This window comes from Cellulomonas alba (assembly GCF_030362835.1).
GTDB classification, from domain to species: Bacteria; Actinomycetota; Actinomycetes; order Actinomycetales; family Cellulomonadaceae; genus Cellulomonas; species Cellulomonas alba.
The window spans coordinates 194,115-212,599 of record NZ_JAUCGQ010000002.1 but is presented as its reverse complement, the minus strand read 5'-3'; the positions used below and the strand labels follow the sequence as shown (position 1 = coordinate 212,599).

Here is an 18,485-nt window from a genome sequence, read left to right as displayed (position 1 = left end):
AAGGGGTGCGCCATGGACGCTGCACCGGTACCGCGGGACAGGACGACGAGACGGCTCGCGTGGTGGTCGGTCGCGGCACTGGCCGTCGTCGGCCTCGTCGGAGCCGCACCCGGACCCGCAGCCGGCGCACGAACCCTCCACCTCGACCTCCGCGCACCCGCGACGGTGACGGCCGGGGTGCCGTTCGACGTCACCGTGGTCGCCCACGCCCGGCACGGGAGGACGGGGGCGTCGTACCTGGGCACGGTCCGGTTCGCGACCGACGACCCGCTGGTCCGCGCGCTGCCCGCCCGCTACACGTTCACGCCGGCCGACCGCGGGACGCACACCTTCACGGGCGTGACGCTCGTCGGTCCGGGCCGCCACGCGCTCGCGGTGCGCGACGTGCACGCGCGCCGGCTCCACGACGTCGACCGGGTCGCCGTCGCGAACGCGAACGCGGCGGTCGAGGGCCAGCTGCTCTCCGAGTTCGACCCCGTCTCGGGCGGCACCGTCACCGTGTACGACGCGGTGACCGGGCTCGCCGTCGGCTCGGGGCCCGCCGACATCGAGGGCTACTACTACCGGATCACCGGACTGCCCGCGGGCGACGTGAAGCTCGGTGCGGTGGTGCCCGGCCCGTACGCGCCCGACTTCGCGAACGACCGGGACACGCTCGAGCAGGCCGACGTGTTCACGCTCCAGCCGGGCACCACGCTCGTGCAGAGCTGGGAGCCCGACACGTTCGGGCCGTACCTCGACGTGGACTACCTGGGCTGACGCGGCGGGGACGGGCGCGGCGGCACGGCGCCCTGCTCGAGCTCCGACGCCCGCTGACCCGGGCGCCGGCTCGACGGGCAAGCCTCAGCGCCCGCCGGCAGCCCGTGCCGCGCGCCGGCAGCCGTCCAGCGCCGCCTGAGCCGCCGCGAGCGGGTCGACGACCAGGCGACCGGCGACGTCGTCGACCGCGCGCCGCAGCGCTCGCCGGACGGCACGCGCGCGCCGCCGCGCCCCGACCGACGCGGCGACCCGGGCCGCGAGCGCGAGGACCACGCCGAGCAGCGCGCCGCCGGCCGCGAGCACGGTCGGCCACGGCACGGTCCCCCACGCGGGCGTCGGCGGCTCGGGCAGCCGCAGGTAGCCGACCACGGCGAGCCCCGCGAGCCAGACGAGCCCGGCCACCGCGACCCCGAGGAGCACCCACTGCACGACGCCCACGGCGCGCCACCAGCGGGGGTCGGACGGCGCCTCGGCATCGGTCCGGACGACCGCGCGGTCGAGCGCGTCGGCGAGGTCGTCGGGCCGGACGGCGCCACGCGCCTCGAGCACCCAGTCGTCGGGTGCCCCGGCGGTCGTCGCGTCGAGGTAGGCGCGCACCGCGAGCGCCGCACGAGCCCGTGCCGTGGCGCTCGGTCCCTCGAGCGAGCTCCGGCGCGTGGCCGACGCCGCCGCCGGGTCGTCTCCGGCGCCGCCGGACCTGCCCCCGGACGCCGCGCGCGCCCTGCCCAGCCCGAGCCGCCGCAGCGGGTCCGCGCGCAGACCGCCGATCCACCGGGTGGGCGGCCAGCCGGTGGCGGCGCGGGCGCGCCGCACGGACGACCGCCGCGTCGCGTCGACCACCACAGGGGCCCCGGCGGCGTCCTCGAGCGCGTCGACCAGGCGGGTGCGGGCCTGCTGCGGGACGCCTTGCCGGGCGCCGTCCCCGCACGCGGCGGCGACGGCGCCGGCACTGGCCCGGACGTCCGCGAGCACCCGCTCGGTGGCCGATCGCCGCCGGCGCGCGGCCTCGGCGAGCAGGCCGCGGAGCTCGTCCACGCCCTGGCCGGTGGCGGCGCTGACGCCGAGGACGCGGGCGTCGGTCAGGCCGTCCGCGACGACGATCCGCCGCAGGTCCGCGAGCAACGTCCGCACCTCGTCGGCCCGGAGCCGGTCGACCTGGTTGAGCACGAGCACCACGACGGCGTCGTGGCCCGCGAGGGGGCGCAGGTACCGCACGTGCAGCACCGCGTCCGCGTACTTCTGCGGGTCCACGACCCACAGCAGCAGGTCCACGCGGTCGTAGAGGCGCTCGGCGATCGCGCGGTGCTCGACGACCACCGAGTCGTGGTCCGGCAGGTCGAGCAGGACGAGGCCCGTGGCGGCCGCGAGCGGTGACGTCGCGGCGTCGGTGACCACGCGGTCGTCGACGTCGAGCCAGTCGAGCAGGTCGTGCGGGCCGGGCGCGACGGCGGCCGACGTCGCCGCGGACCGACCCGTGGCCCGGCGACCGAGCAGTCGGCCGCCGCGCCGGGCCGACGGCACGACCGGCGTGGCAGCGCCGTCCGGGACCACGAGCCCGAGCGGCCGACCGGTCGTGGGCCGCAGGACGCCGGGCCGCGCCACCTCGGTGCCCGCCAGCGCGTTGACCAGCGACGACTTGCCCGCCCCGGTCGGCCCGGCGAGCGCCACGACGGTGTGGTCGCCGGACAGGCCCAGCCGACGCCGGCCGCGCTCGACGACGGCGTCGCCCCGCTCGAGCACCGCGGCGGGGAGCCACGACCGCCCGAGCCGGAGCGCCTCGTCGAGCGCCTCGACCCGGCCGAGCGCGCCCGGCGCTGCCGCGGCGGCGGTGATCGCGTTCACCTGCGCCGCCCGAGGCGCCACCACCGGCGGCGTTCGTCGGGCGTGCGGACCGGCCGCGCCCCGACGGCGGGCCCGGGGCCCGCGACCCCCGCGCCCACGAGCCCCGCGCCCACGAGCCCCGCGCCGCGCAGCCCTCCGGACGCCGGCACGAGCGGACGCTCCGCGACGTCCCGCGGCGCGGCGGCGGCCGCCCTCGCGGCGGTCTCGACGAGCGCGGCCCGCGAGCGCAGCGCGCCGCCGTCGTGCACCTGCGCCGCGAGCGGGTCGAGGAGCGCGAGGAACCGCGCCGCCTCCGCGTCGAGCACGCCGCCGACGCGCTGGTCGAGCCGCTCGTGCGCCGTCCGCGTCAGGCGCCGCACGGCGTCGTCCCCGAACACCGCCTCGAGGAGCCGCTGCGCGAGCAGCACCGTGCCGCCGACGATGCCGAGCTCGGCTCCGGTCAGGCCGCCGGTCGACGCGAACACCGCGACCATGAGCGTCGCGCCGAGCCCGTTGACGCCGAGCGACAGCGCGCGGGCGGTCGCTCGGCGCCCCGCGCCCTCCTCGCGGACCAGCTCGAGCACGTCGCCCTGCCAGCCGCGCACGGCCGCGTCGACCCGCTCGCGCAGGTCCCCCGACGCGCGCGACAGGGTCAGCCCGTCGAGCAGCGCGCGCCCCGCGGGGTCGTGGTACCAGTCCGCGTGGGCTCGCGCCGAGGCGTCCTGCGCCGCGTCGAGCACGACCGCCTCGAGCCCGTGCCCGACCGCCTCCGCGAGCGCCGGCTGGGCCGCGCGCCGCCCGCGCACCGCCGCGGTCAGCCGGTCGCGGAGCCGCGACACGCCGCTCTCGATCGCGCGCACCCACTCGCCGGTGCCCACCACGTCCTGCCAGCGGGCCAGCACCTCGCCGCGGAGCATCGACCCGTCGGACGTCCGCTCCGCGACGAGCTCGCGCGCCGCTCCGTAGGCCGCGAGCACGGCCGCGCGCAGCCGGTCGGCGGCCGTGCGCTGCTCGTCCGCGGCGTCCGCGAGGGTGCGCGCGGCGCCGGCCGCCTCGAGCGTCGACCCGTCGCGGGTCGCGGCGAGGGCGGCCTCGCGGGTCGGCGCGTCCACGGCGAGCGCGGTGGCCCAGTCGGCGACCGCGGCGACGGCGTGCGCGGGCAGCAGCCCGTCGTCGTCCGGCCGCGACTCGCGCACCACGAGCACGGGCGTGCCGGCGAGCCCGCGCTCCTCGAGCATCGTCGTCAGGTGCGCGCGCACCGGGGCCGCCTCGACGTCGTCGACCCGGTCCAGCACGAGGGCCAGGTGCGTCCGCCGGCGCGCGGCGTCGGCCAGGAGCTCCCACGGCACCGCGTCGGCGTACCGCGCGGCGGTCGTGACGAACAGCCAGGCGTCCGCCGCGCCGAGCAGCTGGACCGCGAGCTCGCGGTTCTCGTCCTCGACCGAGTCGATGTCCGGCGCGTCGACCAGCGCGAGCCCGGGCGGGACCACGGAGGACGCCACGAGCCGGAGCCCGCGGCCGCCCGCGGCGCCCGCACCCGTCAGGCGCGGCAGGCCGGGCAGCACGCGGTCGCCTGCGAACTGGTCGGCGTCGGCCGGGTGGTGCACCAGCACGGGCCAGCGGGTCGTCGGCCGCAGCACGCCGGCGGCGCTCACCTCCGCGCCCACGAGCGCGCTCACCAGCGTCGACTTGCCGGCGCCGGTCGAGCCGCCGACGACCACCAGCGTCGGCGCGTCCGGGTGCCGCAGGCGCGGCAGCAGGTGGTCGTCGAGCCGGTCCAGCAGGCGTCGGCGCTCGTCGCGCGCGGCGCGTGCGGACGCCACCTCGAACGGCAGCGCGACCTCGTCGACCGCGTCGCGCAGGCGCGTCACCGCGTCGACGAGCGCCGCGACCTCGCTGTCCGTCACGCCACGCTCCCCGCCGGCGACGCTCGGGGGCGCGCCGCCTTGGGGGCCAAGGATGCCTCGCGGCGGTGGTCGCCGCGCGGCGGCGCGAGAGCGACGTCGTGCAGCGCCGCGGCCGACCGGTGCGGCGGACCCGACCGACGCGGGCCCGCCGCGACGCCGGTCAGGCCTGCGGGCGGCGCTCCGTCGCGAGCAGCGTCTCGAGCCGCGCGCGGTACTCGGCCTCGTCGATCTCGCCGCGTGCGAACCGGTCGGCGAGCACGGACGTCGCCGAGCCGTGCGCAGCGGAGCCGCCCCACGGGCCGCACGGGCCTCCCGGGCCGTAGCCGGCCGCGGCCCACCGGCGGCGGCGCGACGTGGCGAACGCGACGATCGCGACCACGACGGCGATCCAGAACAGCGGGATCAGCAGGAACCACGGGCCGGGCCACCAGCCGCCGTACACGACGGTCGGGTGGGCCAGCGCGGTGGCGAGGGTGGACGTCATGAGGAGCCTCCGGTGGTGTCGCGCGGCCGCACCTCGACCGCACCTCCACGCTCCCCCGGCGCACCGGTCGCCGTCGTCGTCCGGGCGGACCCTCCCCGACGCTCCGGACGGAGCAGCGGGCCTCAGTCGACCCACCCGGGCCGGACGAGCCCCGACTCGTACGCCGCGACCACGAGCTGCGCGCGGTCGCGCGCGCCGAGCTTGGCCGACGCGCGCAGCACGTGCGTCTTGACCGTGAGCGGCGAGAGGAACAGCCGCTCGCCGATCTCCTCGTTCGACAGGCCCTCGCCGACGAGCACCACGACCTCGCGCTCGCGCGCCGTCAGGTCGCCGAGGCCCGGCAGCGGCGGCGCGTCGCGGGTGGCGCGCGCGACGCGCTCCAGCAGCCGGCGCGTCACGGTCGGCGAGAGCAGCGCCTCCCCGGCGGCCGCGACCCGCACGGCGCGCAGCAGCTCCGCAGGCTCGGTGTCCTTGACGAGGAAGCCGCTCGCACCGTTGCGGATGGCCTCACCGACGTACTCGTCGAGCTCGAACGTCGTCACGACGACCACGTGGACGCCCGCCGCCCGCGGGTCGGCGACGATGCGGCGCGTGGCCTCGAGACCGTCGAGCCCGGGCATGCGGATGTCCATCAGGACCACGTCCGGGAGCAGGTCGAGCGTCCGCACGACGGCCTCCAGACCCGTCGCCGCCTCGCCGACCACGGTCAGGTCGGGCTCGGCGTCGACGAGCGCGCGCAGACCGGCTCGGATCAGCTGCTGGTCGTCGGCGAGCAGCACGCGGATCACGACGCGCCTCGCGGGAGCTCCACGACGACCGCCCACCCGGTACCGCGGGCACCCGCCCCGACCGTGCCGCCGAGCGCCTCGACGCGCTCGCGCATGCCGCGCAGGCCGAAGCCTTCGGGCCGCCCGTCGGGCTGTCCGGGCGAGAGCACGTCGGACCCGCTCCCGCGTCCCGACGACGAGGCCCGCCCGGCGCCCACCCCGCCGGAGGCGGCCGCCCGACCGCCGTCGTCGACCACCTCGAGCCGCACCACGCCCGCGTCGGCCACCAGCCGCGCGTCCACCCGCGGGCGCTCCCCCGCGTGGCGGCGCACGTTCGTCAGCGCCTCCTGCAGCGCGCGGACCAGCACGGACGCGCGATCGTCGTCGAGTCCCGCGAGCACGGCCCGGTCCAGCCGGTCGTCCACGACGAGGCCACCGGTGCGCGCGGCGTCGAGCAGCCCGGGCACGAGATCGACGGCCGCCGTGACCGCGGGTTCGCGCGGCGGCGCCTCGCCGTCGGCGCGCAGGATCCCGAGCACCTCGCGCACCTCGTCGAGCGCGCCCACGCTCGTCGCGCGGATGTTCCGCAGCGCCTCGCGCGCCTGCTCGGGCTCGCGGTCCATGAGGTGCAGGCCGACGCCCGCCTGCACGCTGATCGCGGACAGCGAGTGCGCCAGCACGTCGTGCAGGTCGCGCGCGATGCGCAGCCGCTCGGCCGTCGCCGCTGCCTCCTCGCGCGACACCCGCACCGCCTGCACCGCCCGCATGCGCTCACCGCGACCGCGCGCGCCCTCGCCGAGCAGGCCCGCGGCGAGCAGCGCGGTCGTCCACACCACGAGCGACGTCGGCCGCGCGGTCGGGTCCGCCAGCCCGCGCGCCACCACGGCGGCGACCCCCAGCCCGGCGACGGTCCACGACACGACCCGGCGGCGGCTCGCGCCGAGCACGACGACCACCACGACGAGCGGCAGTACGACCGGCCCGAACGCGTAGCCCAGCAGCAGGTACGCGCCGACACCGGCCCCGGCCACGACGCTCGCGACCGCGGCAGCGCGGCCACCGAGCCCGAGCGCCGGGAGGCACGCGGGCGCGACGAGGAGCAGCAGGTAGCCGAGCGCGTCGAGCGCGCGAGGCGGGTGGGAGAAGTGGTTCGCGACCGACGAGCCGGCCAGCACGACGAGCGCGAGGGCCGTCGCCGGGACCGTCAGCGCGGCGGTCCGCAGGCGCCGTCGCCGGTCCGGGTCGAGGTCGCCGCGCGACCAGGGCGGCCCCCACGGACCGCCGCGCGCCCCGGGCGGACCCCACGCGTGCGCGTCGTCGGGTCGCGGGTACGGCATGCGGCCACGCTAGCCGCCGGTGTGTCGCGCCGGCGTCGTCCGTCGGGAGCACGCGACCGCTCCGGGCGGAGCACCCGCGGGACCGCCCGGCGTGCCGGGGCGCCCGCAGTCCGGTGTGGTCTGCGGGCGCACCGGACGCGACGTCGGCGGTCGCGGGCAGCTCAGCGACGAGGCAGGACGACGACCTTCGTCGTGGTCGACGACCCGGCGACGGTCGAGCTGCCGGAGTACTTCACGGTCAGCTTGTAGGTCTTCGCCTTCCACGACCTGGGGAGGTGGATCGTCGCCTTGCCGGCCTTGACGCTCGCCTTGCCGACGACCACGGAGCCCTTGTAGACGCGGACGGTGCCCGTCGCCTTGAGGTCGGAGCGCACCTTCGCGACGACGGTCGCCCCCGTGCCGGCCCGCACCTTGGCCGCCGAGGCACGCACCGTGGACGCGTCCTTGATCAGCACGCTGGTCGAGGCGGCCGAGGCGCGGAACGCGGGCGTGCCGAGGTACCGCGCGGTGAACGAGTGCCGGCCCGCTGCCATGCCGCTCGGCGTCGTGAAGGCGGCCCTGCCGCCGGCCACCGTGGCGGCGCCGATCCGCTTGCCGTCCATCAGCACGTCGACCTGACCGGAGACCGCGGCGCCGTTCGGCGCGGTGACCGAGATCGCGACCTTCGCCCTGGCGTGCTCGGCGACGGCCGGCACCGCGACCTTCGTGGTCGTCCCCACCTGGGGGTTGGCCCGGTACGAGACCAGCACCTGGGCGCCGGTCGACGACTGGCTCACGACGCGGATCGTGACGGCGCCGCTCATCAGAGTGAGCGCGTCGCCCGGCCGGCCCGCCGCGTGGTAGGTCCCGTCGTTCGCCGGGAAGGCCGCCGTGAACAGGTCGCCGAGCGCGGGGAGCGACACGGTGACGCCGCGGCGGTACGACACGTCGGCGAGGTCGTCGAACCACGCCGCGGAGACGAGGCCGGTCGCGTCCGCGGCGTAGAAGGTGTGGGTGTCGCCCGCCGCACCCGAGCGGTAGTCGAGGTAGAACGCCGGAGCGCCGTCCGAACCCTGCACCACGAGCGTGCTGACGCCGCTCGAGGTCAGGGGCGTCAACGAGTACAGGGCGGGAGCGGAGTTCCAGCGCGCGACCCGCTCGCGAGCGGCCTCGCCGGGAAGCCCGAGCTGGGCGCGCCACGCACCGTCGAGGGCTCCGGGCTCGTAGTCCGAGACCTGCAGCGCCTGGGGCCCGAAGAGGCCGAAGTACTCGTACGTCGCGACGTCGGTCGCGGTCTGCAGCGCCAGGTCGGCGTGGCCGAGGCCGAAGTGGTGGCCGAGCTCGTGCGCGAGGATGCCCCACTCGTCGCCGACCACCTGGATGTAGCCCCCGGTGGTCAGGTCGTCACCGACGTTCGCGATGCCGGCGTAGTCGTAGCTGGCCTCGCAGCCGAGCGGGCTGAACACCGCGAGGTGCGTGCCCGGCGCCGTGAAGTCGACGCCCGGGTACTCCACGGCGGCGAGCGCCCAGAGGTCCTCGTAGTCGCGGCTGCAGCTGCCGTCGAGCGGCAGGTCGACCGCGGCGGCGACCGTGAAGGACGCGATCCCGCCCTTCGCCTCGCGCTGCCAGTAGCCCGCCGCCGTCGACGCGATCTGGGTCGCCTGGGTCGTCGACAGCGAGCCCGTGGTCGACGAGTCCTGGATCGCGGCGACGTACAGCTCCTCGGTGACCGGTGCCAGCGACCGCGCGACCGTCGCCGCGCTCGAGGGCGCGAGCGTCGACGCCGCACGCAGGCCGGTCCCGGCCAGGAGCCGGCGGACCGAGGGCCGCGCCGCGGCGTCCGGCCGGGCGGCCGTCGTGGTCGGCACGATCCGGCCGTCGTCGGTGACGACGACGCGCTCCTCCCGGCTCGATGGCGCGGGTCCGTCGAAGTCGTCGATCGCGACGGTCATCGCGGTCCCGTCGGGCGCCGTGCCCGTCCCGGTCGAGGCGGCGGCCGGCAGTGCGGCGGCGAGCAGGGCCGCGGTGGCGGCGACGGCCGTCAGGGGTGCTTTCCACGAGGTCACGCGGCAAGTGAAGAGGACGGGTGCGACACGTCGCCCCGATCGCCCACCCACGCGGCGGGGACATCGGGGACGAGCAGGACGAATCCCGCCCGCGAACCGCCCGTACGCGGAGGTTTCCGGCACCCGAACTTCACCCGGTCAGGCGACCCCCGTCCGCACCGCGCCGTCGTCGAGCGCGTCGGGCCCGGCGTCGCTCGTGTGGTAGGTCCCCGGGAAGGAGACGGGCGCCCCGGGCGCCACCGTGAACGCCACGTCGTGGTGGTGCGCCGTCACCGGGCCGCCGCTGCGCACGGAGTACGTCACCTCGTCGGGCCGGATGTCGACGTCGAGCACCGAGCCGCGGATCGTGAGCGGGAAGCGCAGCCGGCGCGCACGCGTCGGCAGCATCGGCGCGAACCGCGTGCCCCGCCACCGGTAGCCCGCGAAGCCCTGCACCACGGCCATCCACGTGCCGCCCGCGGACGCGACGTGCACGCCGTCGTGCAGGTTCCCGGCGCGGTCCGCGATGTCGATCGCCGCGGCGTCGACCAGGTACTCCTCGCCGCTGCGGTACTTGCCCACGTCGATCGCCGCGATCGCCTGGATGCACTCCGACAGCGACGAGTCCCCCGTGGTCAGGGGGTCGTAGTACTCGAAGATCCTGCGCCGCTCCTCAGCCGTGAACCGCTCGGGCAGGAGCACGGTCGCGAGGACGACGTCGGCCTGCTTGATCACCTGGTGCCGGTAGATGACGAGCGGGTGGAAGTGCAGCAGCAACGGGTACTTGTCCGCCGGCGTCCCCGCGAAGTCCCACGGCGGCTGGTCGAGGAACCCGTCGTCCTGCATGTGCACGCCGGCCCGCTCGTCGTAGGGCACGTGCATCTGCTCGGCGGCGCGGCGCCACGCGGCCTCCTCGCCGTCGCGCAGGTCGACGCGTGCGACGAGCCGCGCGTAGTCGTCCGGGAACTCGTCCCGCAGGCGCACGACGGCGTCGGCCGCGATGCGCAGGTTCTCGGCCGCCATGAGGTTCGTGAACAGGTTGTTGTCGACGACCGTCGAGTACTCGTCCGGCCCGGTGACCCGGTTGATCACGAACCTCCCGTCGTGCCGGTCGGAGAAGAAGCCGAGCGCCGCCCACATCCGCGCGGTCTCGACGAGCAGCTCCGCGCCGTGGCGGACCAGGAGGTCGGTGTCGCCCGTGACCTCGACGTACTGGTGCAACGCGTACGCCACGTCGGCGTCGATGTGGTACTGCGCCGTTCCCGCGGCGTAGTACGCCGACGCCTCGTGGCCGTTGATCGTGCGCCACGGGAACAGGGCGCCCGCGCACCCGACCTCGGCGGCGCGGCGCCGGGCGGCGGGCAGCATCCGGATGCGGTGCATCAGCAGGCTGCGCGCGACGTCGGGCGAGGTGTGGATGAGGAACGGGAGGAGGTACGCCTCGGTGTCCCAGAAGTAGTGGCCCTCGTAGCCCGTGCCCGTCAGCCCCTTGGACGGCACGCCGTGCCCCTCGCTGCGCAGCGACGCCTGCATCAGCGTGAACTGGTTGAGGTGCGCTGCCTGCTGCGCCATCGGCGAGCCGTCCCACACGATCTCGCTGCGGGCCCAGAACTCCGCGACCGCGCGCTCGTGGGCGGCGACGACCTCGACGTGCCCGTCCCGGCGCGCACGGAACAGCGTGAGCTGCGCCCGGTCCGCGAGCGCCGGGCCGTCCTCGGAGCCGTAGTGGTACGCGAGCCACTTGGTGAAGCCGACCGGGACGCCGACCTCGAGGTCCGCCTCGAGCACGACGTGCGCACCGGCCCCGTCGACGCGCGTGACGAGGTGGGCCAGCCCGCCGTCGAGGTCGTGGTCCATGCCGGCCGCGACCGTGAGGCCGCTGCTCGGCGTCCGGTAGGCGCGGACGACGCGTGCGCCGTCCCGCCGCTCGTGCACGAGGTCGAGCGCGCCGTCGACCGGGCGGGTCCGGCGCGGGTCGAACGACACCTCCGGGGCCGGGTCGTCCAGCGGCGTGACGAGCTCGGACGACAGCACGACGTGCGCGGGCGCGTCGAGCGCGGTGATCTCGTACCGCAGGCAGGCCAGGTGGCGCTGGACGAGCGACACCAGCCGCTGCGTGCGGACCAGGAAGCGCCGGCCGTCGCGCAGCTGGTACTCGACCGTGCGCTCGACGACGCCGCGGCGCATGTCGAGCGCGCGCTCGAACGTGCGCACCTCGGTTCGCGCGCACGTCACGGGGTCGTCGTCCACGAGCAGCCGCACGGTCGTGCCGTCGGGCACGGGCAGGATGGTCTGGCCGACGCTCGCGAAGCCGTGCGCGCGCTCCGGGTACACGATCGGCCAGGTCTCGTGGAAGCCGTTGAGCAGCGTCGCGGGGGCCGAGACGGGCTCGCCCTCCTCGAACGCCCCGCGGATGCCGAGGTAGCCGTTCGAGAGCGCGAAGAGGGTCTCCGTCTGCGGCACGAAGTCGGGGTTGTACGCCCGCTCGACGATGCGCCAGCGGTCCGGCGGGTAGTCGCCCGACGACGAGAGGATGCGCCGCGCGGCCTCGACGAGGCGGCGGCTCGGCGGCCCGGCGCGGTGGACGTCCTCCTCCGGGTCGGAGACGAGCTCCGCGAGGTCGGCGACCACCAGGTCGGCGCCGCGCGCGGCGAGCTCGTCCGCGTGGTCGTCGCGGTCGACGCCGATGACGAGCCCGAAGCCGCCCGCGTGCCCCGCCTCGACGCCGGCGATCGCGTCCTCGACCACGACCGTCCGCGTGGGGTCGACACCGAGGCGGCGCGCACCCTCGAGGAACCCGTCCGGCGCGGGCTTGCCGGGCAGTCCGAGCTCGAGGATCGTCTCGCCGTCGACGCGCGCGTCGAACAGGTTCGCGATGCCCGCGTACTCCAGCACCGTCGCGCAGTTGCGGCTGCTCGACACCACCGCCGTCCGCAGCCCGGCCTCGCGCAGCTCGCGCACCCACGCGACCGAGCCGGGGAACGCCTCCACGCCGTTGCGCTCGAGCTCGTCCTCCACGAGCAGCTGCTTGCGGTTGCCGAGCCCCCAGCACGAGACCTCCTCGGGCGGCGCGTCCGGCGCCCCGGGCGGCAGCACGATGCCCCGCGACGCGAGGAACGACCGCACGCCCTCCTCGCGCGCCTTGCCGTCGACGTACGCGGCGTAGTCGCTGCGGTCGTCGAAGTGCGGCGAGGTCGTGCCGTGGTCCGCGTCCCACTGCTGGAGGAACTCGTCGAACATCCGCTTCCACGCCGCCGCGTGCACCGTGCGCGTCGTCGTCAGCACGCCGTCGAGGTCGAAGAGCACCGCGTCGTAGTCCTGGACGGAGACAGGTGACGGCATGACGACCTCCCGCGCAGAGTCGCCCGTCCCCCATGACGCGCGCCGGTCCCCCGCGACCTCGATCGTCGCGAGGCGGGCGAGCGGGCGTCATCACCCGGTCCGGGTGCTCGACGGCCCCGCCGCGGCGCCGGCGCCTAGGCGCGCTCGCGCTCGTCCGCTCTCGGACCGGGCTGCCTCGACCCGGCCTCGCCGGACCCCGGCGCGCGACCGTCGGGCGTCGACCCGACCGCGTCCCGCGCGGCCCGCGCCGTCCCGTCCTCGTCGGACGCGGAAGCGTCCGACGCGGGCGCGGTCGCCTGCCCGTCGACCGTCGGCAGCTCGACGGTGAACGTCGAGCCGCCGGGCGACGACGTCACGCCGGCCGTGCCCCGATGCGACTCCGCGACCTGCTGGACGATCGCGAGCCCGAGGCCCGAGCCCGGCTTCGAGCGTGCCGCCGGCGAGCGGTAGAACCGCTCGAACACGTGCGGCAGGTCCGCGTCGGGGATGCCGGGCCCTGCGTCCTCGACGTCGAGCCGCCCGTCGCGCAGCCGCACGGTGACGGGAGCGCCCGGCGGGCTCCACGCGATCGCGTTCGCGACGAGGTTCGACACCAGCCGCTGGAGCGCCTCCGGCTCGCCGCGCACCACGGTCGGCGCGAGGTCCAGCACCACGGGATGCCGGTCGGTCCGGTCCCCCTGCCGCGCCACGACCGACGCGACGACCTCGTCGAGCCGCACGTCCTGGGGTGCCTGCGGCGTCCGGCCGTACCGCGCGAGCGAGACGAGGTCGGCGACGAGCTCGGTGAGCTCGGTGACCTGACGCCGGGCTTGAGCCACGAGCTCGGGCGCCTCGGGGTCGTCGAGGGCCGGCGGCTCGGCGAGCAGGTCGAGGTTGGTCCGCAGGACGGTCAGCGGCGTGCGCAGCTCGTGCGACGCGTCGGCCACGAGCTGGCGCTGCGCCGTCACCGACACCTCGAGGCTCGCGAGCATCGCGTTGACGGTGGCCGTCAGGCGGCCGACCTCGTCCGCCTCGGTGACGGGGATGCGCCGCCCGAGGTCGCCCGTCGCGGTGATCTGCTCGGCGGTGGCCTGCAGGCGGGCGACGGGAGCGAGCGCGCGACGCGCGACGGCGCGCCCGAGCAGGCCCGCGATGAGCGCGGCCACGACGACCAGCAGACCGAGGCGCAGCGCGAGCTCCCGCTCGGCGCGCGCGCCGGCCGACGCGGGCCACACCGCGACCACCATGCCGCCGCTCGCGCCGAAGGGGGTCAGGTGCACCCGGTAGCGCGCGCCGTCCACCGTCCGCCAGTCGGGTGCGACCGCCTGCCCGCCGCGCACCGCCTCGACGTCCTGCGCGGTCAGCCGGCCCGCGATCGTGCTCGTGCCCGCGTCGGCGGCCGCCGCAGCCGACGGCAGCAGCTCGAGCGTGACGTCCCCGACCGTGAGCGGCTTGTCGAGCGCGATCGCCGCGTCCGGGCCGTCGCTCCGGCTCTTGACGGCGCGCGCCACCTGGTCGGACTGCGCCGCGGCCGCGACGAGGCTGGCGTCTGCCCGCGGCACCGCGGCCCGGGCGTCGGCGACGAGGAGCGCGGCCGACACGGCGAGCGTGCTGGCCGCCGCCGTCACCGCGGACAGCACGCCGAGCCGCGAGCGGAGGTTCACCGCGCCTCCCGGAGCACGTACCCCATGCCGCGGACCGTGTGCAGCAGCCGCGGCTCGCCCGCGGCCTCGAGCTTGCCGCGCAGGCTGCTGAGGTGCACCCACAGCGTCTGCCGCCCGGTGTAGCCGTCGTAGCCCCAGACGAGCTCCACCACCTGGTCGCCCGCGAGCACGCGACCCGGCCGGCGCAGGAACAGCTCGAGCAGCGCGTACTCGGTGCGGGTCAGCGCGATCTCCCGCGCCCCGCGCGTGACCGTGGCAGAGGCGGTGTCCATCCGCAGGTCGGCGAGCTCGAGGACGTCGTCCTGGCCGCCGTGCCGGCGCAGCAGCGCGCGCACGCGGGCGCGGAGCTCGTCGAGCGCGAACGGCTTCACCAGGTAGTCGTCCGCCCCGGCGTCGAGCCCGGCGACGCGGTCCTCGACGAGGTCACGCGCGGTCAGCATGAGGATCGGCGTCCGGTCGCGGGACGCGCGCAGGCGCCGGCAGACCTCGAGCCCGTCCATCCGGGGCATCAGCACGTCGAGCACGAGCAGGTCCGGCCGCGCTTGCATCTGCGCGAGCGCGGCCGCACCGTCCGGCGCCTCCAGCACGCGGTGACCGTCTCGGGTCAGCGCGTGCCGGAGCGACGCCGCGACTCCCGGGTCGTCCTCCGCGACGAGGATCAGCACGGGCTCATTCTCCGACCGCCGCGCGGCCGCGGAGGCATCACCCGGCGGATCACCCCTCCGACTTGATCGTGTTGATCGCGCCGACGAGATCCGACGTGCTGACGCCGAGCTGGTCGGCGACTGCCGCGAACTCGGCGCTGCGCGGGTCCAGCCCGTCGCCGTGCTCCGACGCCCGCAGCCCCGCGGCCGCCGTGCTCGCCGCGTCCTGGGACACGCCGAGCGACTGCGCGAGCTGGCGGATCGTCGACGGCAGGGTCAAGGCGTCGACGTCCTGGGCCGACGCCGCGTCCGTCTTGACGGTGGCCGCCTGGTGCGGCGGGCGGTCCGGCGTCTTCTGCGCCGTGGCGGCGGCCTGCTGCCCGCCGGCCGACGCCGACGCGTCCGTCGCGGCGGACAGCGCCACCGCGGAGACGAGGGCGACGGCCGCGGCCGCCGACGTGACGAGCACCCGCTTCTTCGTGATCTGCATCGCTGCTCCCGGGTCCTGGCGCGGGGCTCTCCCCGACGCTCGGCACGAGTGCACCGGACCCACCTCAGCCGGCCCTCCACCCCACCTCAGGACTTCCTCAAGATGTCAGCCGAGCACGTGCGGGTCGCCCGCGAACGGCTGCAGCGCCGCCGGCGCCGGGAACGGGAGCACGTGCACCACCTGCTCCGCCCCCACGGCGCCGAGATCGTCGCGCTTCACGACGACGCGGTCGTCGGGCCGCACCTCGACGATCCGGACCCGCTCGACCGAGCCGTCGTCGAGCCGTAGCTGCCACAGGTCCGACAGCCAGCGCAGGCCGCGCGCGTCGAGCGCCTCCTCGGCGGTCGGCCAGTCGACCGCGTCGGTCAGCTCGCGGCCGAGCAGGTCGACCGCGACGTAGTCGTCGCCCTCGGCGCGAAGCCAGCCCAGCAGCTCGCGGTCGCCTGTCCGGCGGTGCTCGTAGCGTTCCGTCACTCGCCCCAGGCTAGGGCGCCGGAACCCGACGGCCCGGGCCGGGGGCCGGGGTCAGTGCCGCCGCACGCGCTCGCGCCGTGCCACGCGCCACACATCGGGCAGGTCCCGGACCGCGCCCTGCGCCCGCGCCCGCTCGAGGCCGACGAGGAGCCCGTACGTGAACCCGTTCTCCCCGTCGAGGTGCGCGCGCATGCCCATGTCGCGGAACACACCGTGCAGCACCACCGCGTCGTGGTGCGCGCCCAGCAGGTCCTGGAGCGCCTCGAATGCGGACGCGTACGCGCTCGCCGCGTCTCCGAGCGCGGGTGCGCACGCCTCGCCGGCGTACCGCGCCGCCTTCGCGGCCTTGCGCAGCTCGTGGATCGCCGTGGCGAGGTCCGGGTCGGTCGCGTCAGGCCCCGCGTTCTCCGGCTCGGCGGGGTCGGCCGTCCAGAGATCCTCGTCGCCCTCGAGCCAGGGCTCCTCGAGCGCCGCGACCCGCTCGTCCACCACCCGGTGGGCCCGCCGCGCGCGGCGCCACGTCGACCGGCACGCCCGGCGCGCGATCGTGGCCGCCGACCGCTCGGCACGCTCGGTGAACGGCGGCGCGTCCGCGAGCGCCCGCAGCCCGTCCACCAGCTCTCCGTAACGCGCGTGGTCCATGAGCTGCACCACCGCCGCGCGAGCGAGGTGGTAGCCGGCGTCGAGCTCCGCGGTGACGCGCGCGTGCACCGGCCCGACGACGAGCTCGGGCGCGAGGCCGTCGAGCACGGCCCGGACGCGGTCGCGCTGGACCTCGCGGTCGCGTGCCCCGCCGAGCACGCCGCCCCACCACCGCAGCTCGGCGCGCAGCGGGTCGGTGGCGGTGCGGTCGAGCACGCCGCGAAAGGTGCGGAGCGCCGAGCGGAGCCGCCGCGTCGCGACGCGCGCCTTGTGCACCGCGTCGGGCTCGTCCGCGCGGATCAGCGGGTCGGCGGCGAGCAGGTCGTCCACGACCGCCCGCAGGTACGCACCGACGAGGTCCGCGCCCGTGCGCGGGTCGGCCTGCGTCATGCGGGTTCCCTCGAGGGCACGAGCACATCGTCTCCGCGCACGGACCGCCTCGCGCGCGGAGACGGGCAGAACGCCGGGCGCGACCGGTCCCCGCGACCGACCGCGCCCGGCGGGAGCCCGGGCCGCCTCACCGCAGCGGGTGGCGACGGCGGACGCTCGCGGCTCAGGCTCCTCGGCCGCGGCCAGCCGTTCGACGGACCAACGGCCCAGGTCAGCGCGCCCGCAGCCGGATCTCCGGCTGCGTCGTCCCGCGCTTCGGGCTGGTCTCGACGAGCCCACCGCGCGAGGCCACGAAGTCGCTGAACGAGCCGAACCCGAGCGGCTTCTCGCTGAACGCCGGGTCCATCCGCAGCATCTGGTTCTTCACCTCGCCGAACGACAGCCAGACGTCGTCGGGCTTGCGGTCGTGGATCAGCCGCATCGCGCGCACGAGCAGCTGGGACGCGGCACGCTGTGCGGCCTTCCCCGCCGTGGGGCGCGCCGCGCTCCTCCCGTCCGGCGCGCCCGCGTCGGGTCCGGCACCGGCCTCCGGTCCGGGCGTCCCGCTCGCGGGCGCCTCGCCACCGCCTGGCGCCGCAGTGTCGTCCGCGTCGTCGCCGTCGTCCGCGTCGTCCGCCTCGTCGGCGAGCTCGGGCACGTCGACGAGCTCGCCGTAGTCGGCGTACTCGTCGCACGCCGCCATCAGCGCGCGGCTCGTCGACCCCGCGACGCCGATCCCGACCACGTACCGCCCCAGCCGGCGAGCGCGCTGCGCGAGCGCGATGTAGTCCGAGTCGCCCGCGACGACCACGACGTGCGTGAGGTCCGGCAGGCGGAAGAGGTCCTCGACCACGTCGACCGAGAGCCGGATGTCGGCGCCGTTCTTGACCCCCGCCGTCACCGGGAACAGCTGCGTGAGGTCGACCGCGCGGTCGACGAGCTGGCCGCGGTACGCGGCGTTGGCCGGCAGCGACCAGTCCGCGTAGGCGCGGCTGACGACGACCGACCCGAAGGACGACGCGTAGTCGAGCAGGGCGCCGACGTCGACGCGCGCCTCGGCGAGCTTGCGCCCGACGGGGTCGGCGGCGTCGTCCATGGCGTGGTGCCGCGCCCCGTCGCGCTGCCACTCGCCGCGGCGGAACGTCTGGTCGTACCGGGAGATGACGATGTTGTCGAAGTCGATGTAGACGGCCACGCGGGCATCGGGCTCGGGCATGCGTCCCATCCTCGCCGCGCGACGGCCGACGCACCCGTCGACCCACCGATCGCCGGCCGCCGGGCGCGGCATCAGGACGCGGGGCCCCGCTCGGCCGTCGCGAGCACGCGGGCGATCAGCGACGCGAGGGTCGCGCGCTCGTCGTCGCTGAGGTCGGCGAGCACGGCAGCCTCGCGGCCGGCGTGGCCGGGGAGCACCGCGTCGACCAGCGCGCGGCCCTCGTCCGAGAGCGAGACGAGGACGCCACGCCGGTCGCGCTCGAGCGTGCGCCGCTCGACGAGCCCCGCGGCGCCGAGCCGGTCGAGCCGCTTGGTGAGCGTCGCCCCCGGGCTCGACGTCACCGTCGCGACCTCGTGCGCGCGCAGCGGGCGGTCCGCGCGCCGCAACGCCGCGAGGACCTCGAACTCGCCGGTCGTGAGCCCGTCGCGCGCGAGCGCGTCGTCGTGCTCGCGCGCCATCAGGGCCGCGAGCCGGAGCACGCGCGCGACGACGGCCATGCCGGACGTGTCGACGTCGGGCCGTCGCTCCCGCCACTGCGCCCGCGCGCGCTCGACTGCGTCCACCGT

General features: G+C 76.8%; 15 protein-coding genes. 1 reads left to right on the top strand and 14 read right to left on the bottom strand.

Annotation, left to right across the window (positions count from 1 at the left end):
- The first annotated feature begins 12 nt into the window (after positions 1 to 12).
- On the top strand, positions 13 to 759 hold the full coding sequence (locus QRT04_RS13740) for a hypothetical protein (protein WP_289456066.1): 747 nt from the start codon (positions 13 to 15) through the stop codon (positions 757 to 759).
- An 84-nt stretch (positions 760 to 843) separates the two neighbouring features.
- Here QRT04_RS13740 and QRT04_RS13735 read toward each other — a convergent pair whose 3' ends face one another.
- The 14 genes from QRT04_RS13735 to QRT04_RS13670 form a co-directional block, all read right to left on the bottom strand.
- On the bottom strand, positions 844 to 2,601 hold the full coding sequence (locus tag QRT04_RS13735; protein WP_289456065.1) for a P-loop NTPase family protein: 1,758 nt from the start codon (positions 2,599 to 2,601) through the stop codon (positions 844 to 846).
- A complete protein-coding gene (locus QRT04_RS13730; RefSeq protein ID WP_289456064.1) occupies positions 2,598 to 4,487 on the bottom strand; it encodes a GTPase domain-containing protein in 1,890 nt (629 codons plus the stop codon). Before QRT04_RS13730 ends, QRT04_RS13735 begins: the two co-directional genes overlap by 4 nt.
- 160 nt (positions 4,488 to 4,647) lie before the next feature.
- Positions 4,648 to 4,971, bottom strand: coding sequence for an SHOCT domain-containing protein (locus QRT04_RS13725; protein WP_289456063.1), 324 nt, complete (start codon positions 4,969 to 4,971; stop codon positions 4,648 to 4,650).
- 122 nt (positions 4,972 to 5,093) lie between these two features.
- Positions 5,094 to 5,759 (bottom strand): response regulator, encoded by a 666-nt coding sequence (locus QRT04_RS13720; protein ID WP_289456062.1) that lies wholly within the window; start codon positions 5,757 to 5,759, stop codon positions 5,094 to 5,096.
- Positions 5,756 to 7,075, bottom strand: a complete 1,320-nt coding sequence (locus tag QRT04_RS13715; RefSeq protein WP_289456061.1) for a sensor histidine kinase — start codon at positions 7,073 to 7,075, stop codon at positions 5,756 to 5,758. The genes QRT04_RS13720 and QRT04_RS13715 overlap by 4 nt, the downstream gene beginning before the upstream one ends.
- Positions 7,076 to 7,236: 161 nt before the next feature.
- Positions 7,237 to 9,120 carry an Ig-like domain-containing protein gene (locus QRT04_RS13710; protein WP_289456060.1) on the bottom strand — a complete coding sequence of 628 codons (1,884 nt, stop codon included), beginning with the start codon at positions 9,118 to 9,120 and terminating at the stop codon, positions 7,237 to 7,239.
- A 138-nt stretch (positions 9,121 to 9,258) separates the two neighbouring features.
- The gene (locus QRT04_RS13705) at positions 9,259 to 12,441 is read right to left on the bottom strand and encodes a beta-phosphoglucomutase family hydrolase (RefSeq protein WP_289456059.1); all 3,183 of its coding nucleotides are present in this window, start codon (positions 12,439 to 12,441) and stop codon (positions 9,259 to 9,261) included.
- A gap of 134 nt (positions 12,442 to 12,575) precedes the next feature.
- Entirely contained in the window at positions 12,576 to 14,084 is a 1,509-nt protein-coding gene (locus QRT04_RS13700; RefSeq protein WP_289456058.1) for a sensor histidine kinase, read from the bottom strand.
- Complete coding sequence (locus QRT04_RS13695) at positions 14,081 to 14,749, bottom strand: response regulator transcription factor (protein ID WP_289456057.1); 669 nt, start codon at positions 14,747 to 14,749, stop codon at positions 14,081 to 14,083. The genes QRT04_RS13700 and QRT04_RS13695 overlap by 4 nt, the downstream gene beginning before the upstream one ends.
- A 49-nt stretch (positions 14,750 to 14,798) precedes the next feature.
- Entirely contained in the window at positions 14,799 to 15,218 is a 420-nt protein-coding gene (locus tag QRT04_RS13690) for a hypothetical protein (protein WP_289456056.1), read from the bottom strand.
- Positions 15,219 to 15,323: 105 nt separating this feature from the next.
- Positions 15,324 to 15,692 carry a hypothetical protein gene (locus QRT04_RS13685; RefSeq protein ID WP_407653628.1) on the bottom strand — a complete coding sequence of 123 codons (369 nt, stop codon included), beginning with the start codon at positions 15,690 to 15,692 and terminating at the stop codon, positions 15,324 to 15,326.
- A gap of 51 nt (positions 15,693 to 15,743) precedes the next feature.
- Positions 15,744 to 16,724: a CHAD domain-containing protein gene (locus QRT04_RS13680; RefSeq protein WP_289456054.1), complete on the bottom strand. Its 981-nt coding sequence runs from the start codon at positions 16,722 to 16,724 to the stop codon at positions 15,744 to 15,746.
- A gap of 211 nt (positions 16,725 to 16,935) precedes the next feature.
- Positions 16,936 to 17,919: an NYN domain-containing protein gene (locus tag QRT04_RS13675; RefSeq protein ID WP_289456053.1), complete on the bottom strand. Its 984-nt coding sequence runs from the start codon at positions 17,917 to 17,919 to the stop codon at positions 16,936 to 16,938.
- Between the two features lie 71 nt (positions 17,920 to 17,990).
- On the bottom strand, positions 17,991 to 18,482 hold the full coding sequence (locus QRT04_RS13670; protein WP_289456052.1) for a MarR family winged helix-turn-helix transcriptional regulator: 492 nt from the start codon (positions 18,480 to 18,482) through the stop codon (positions 17,991 to 17,993).
- Positions 18,483 to 18,485: the final 3 nt, after the last annotated feature.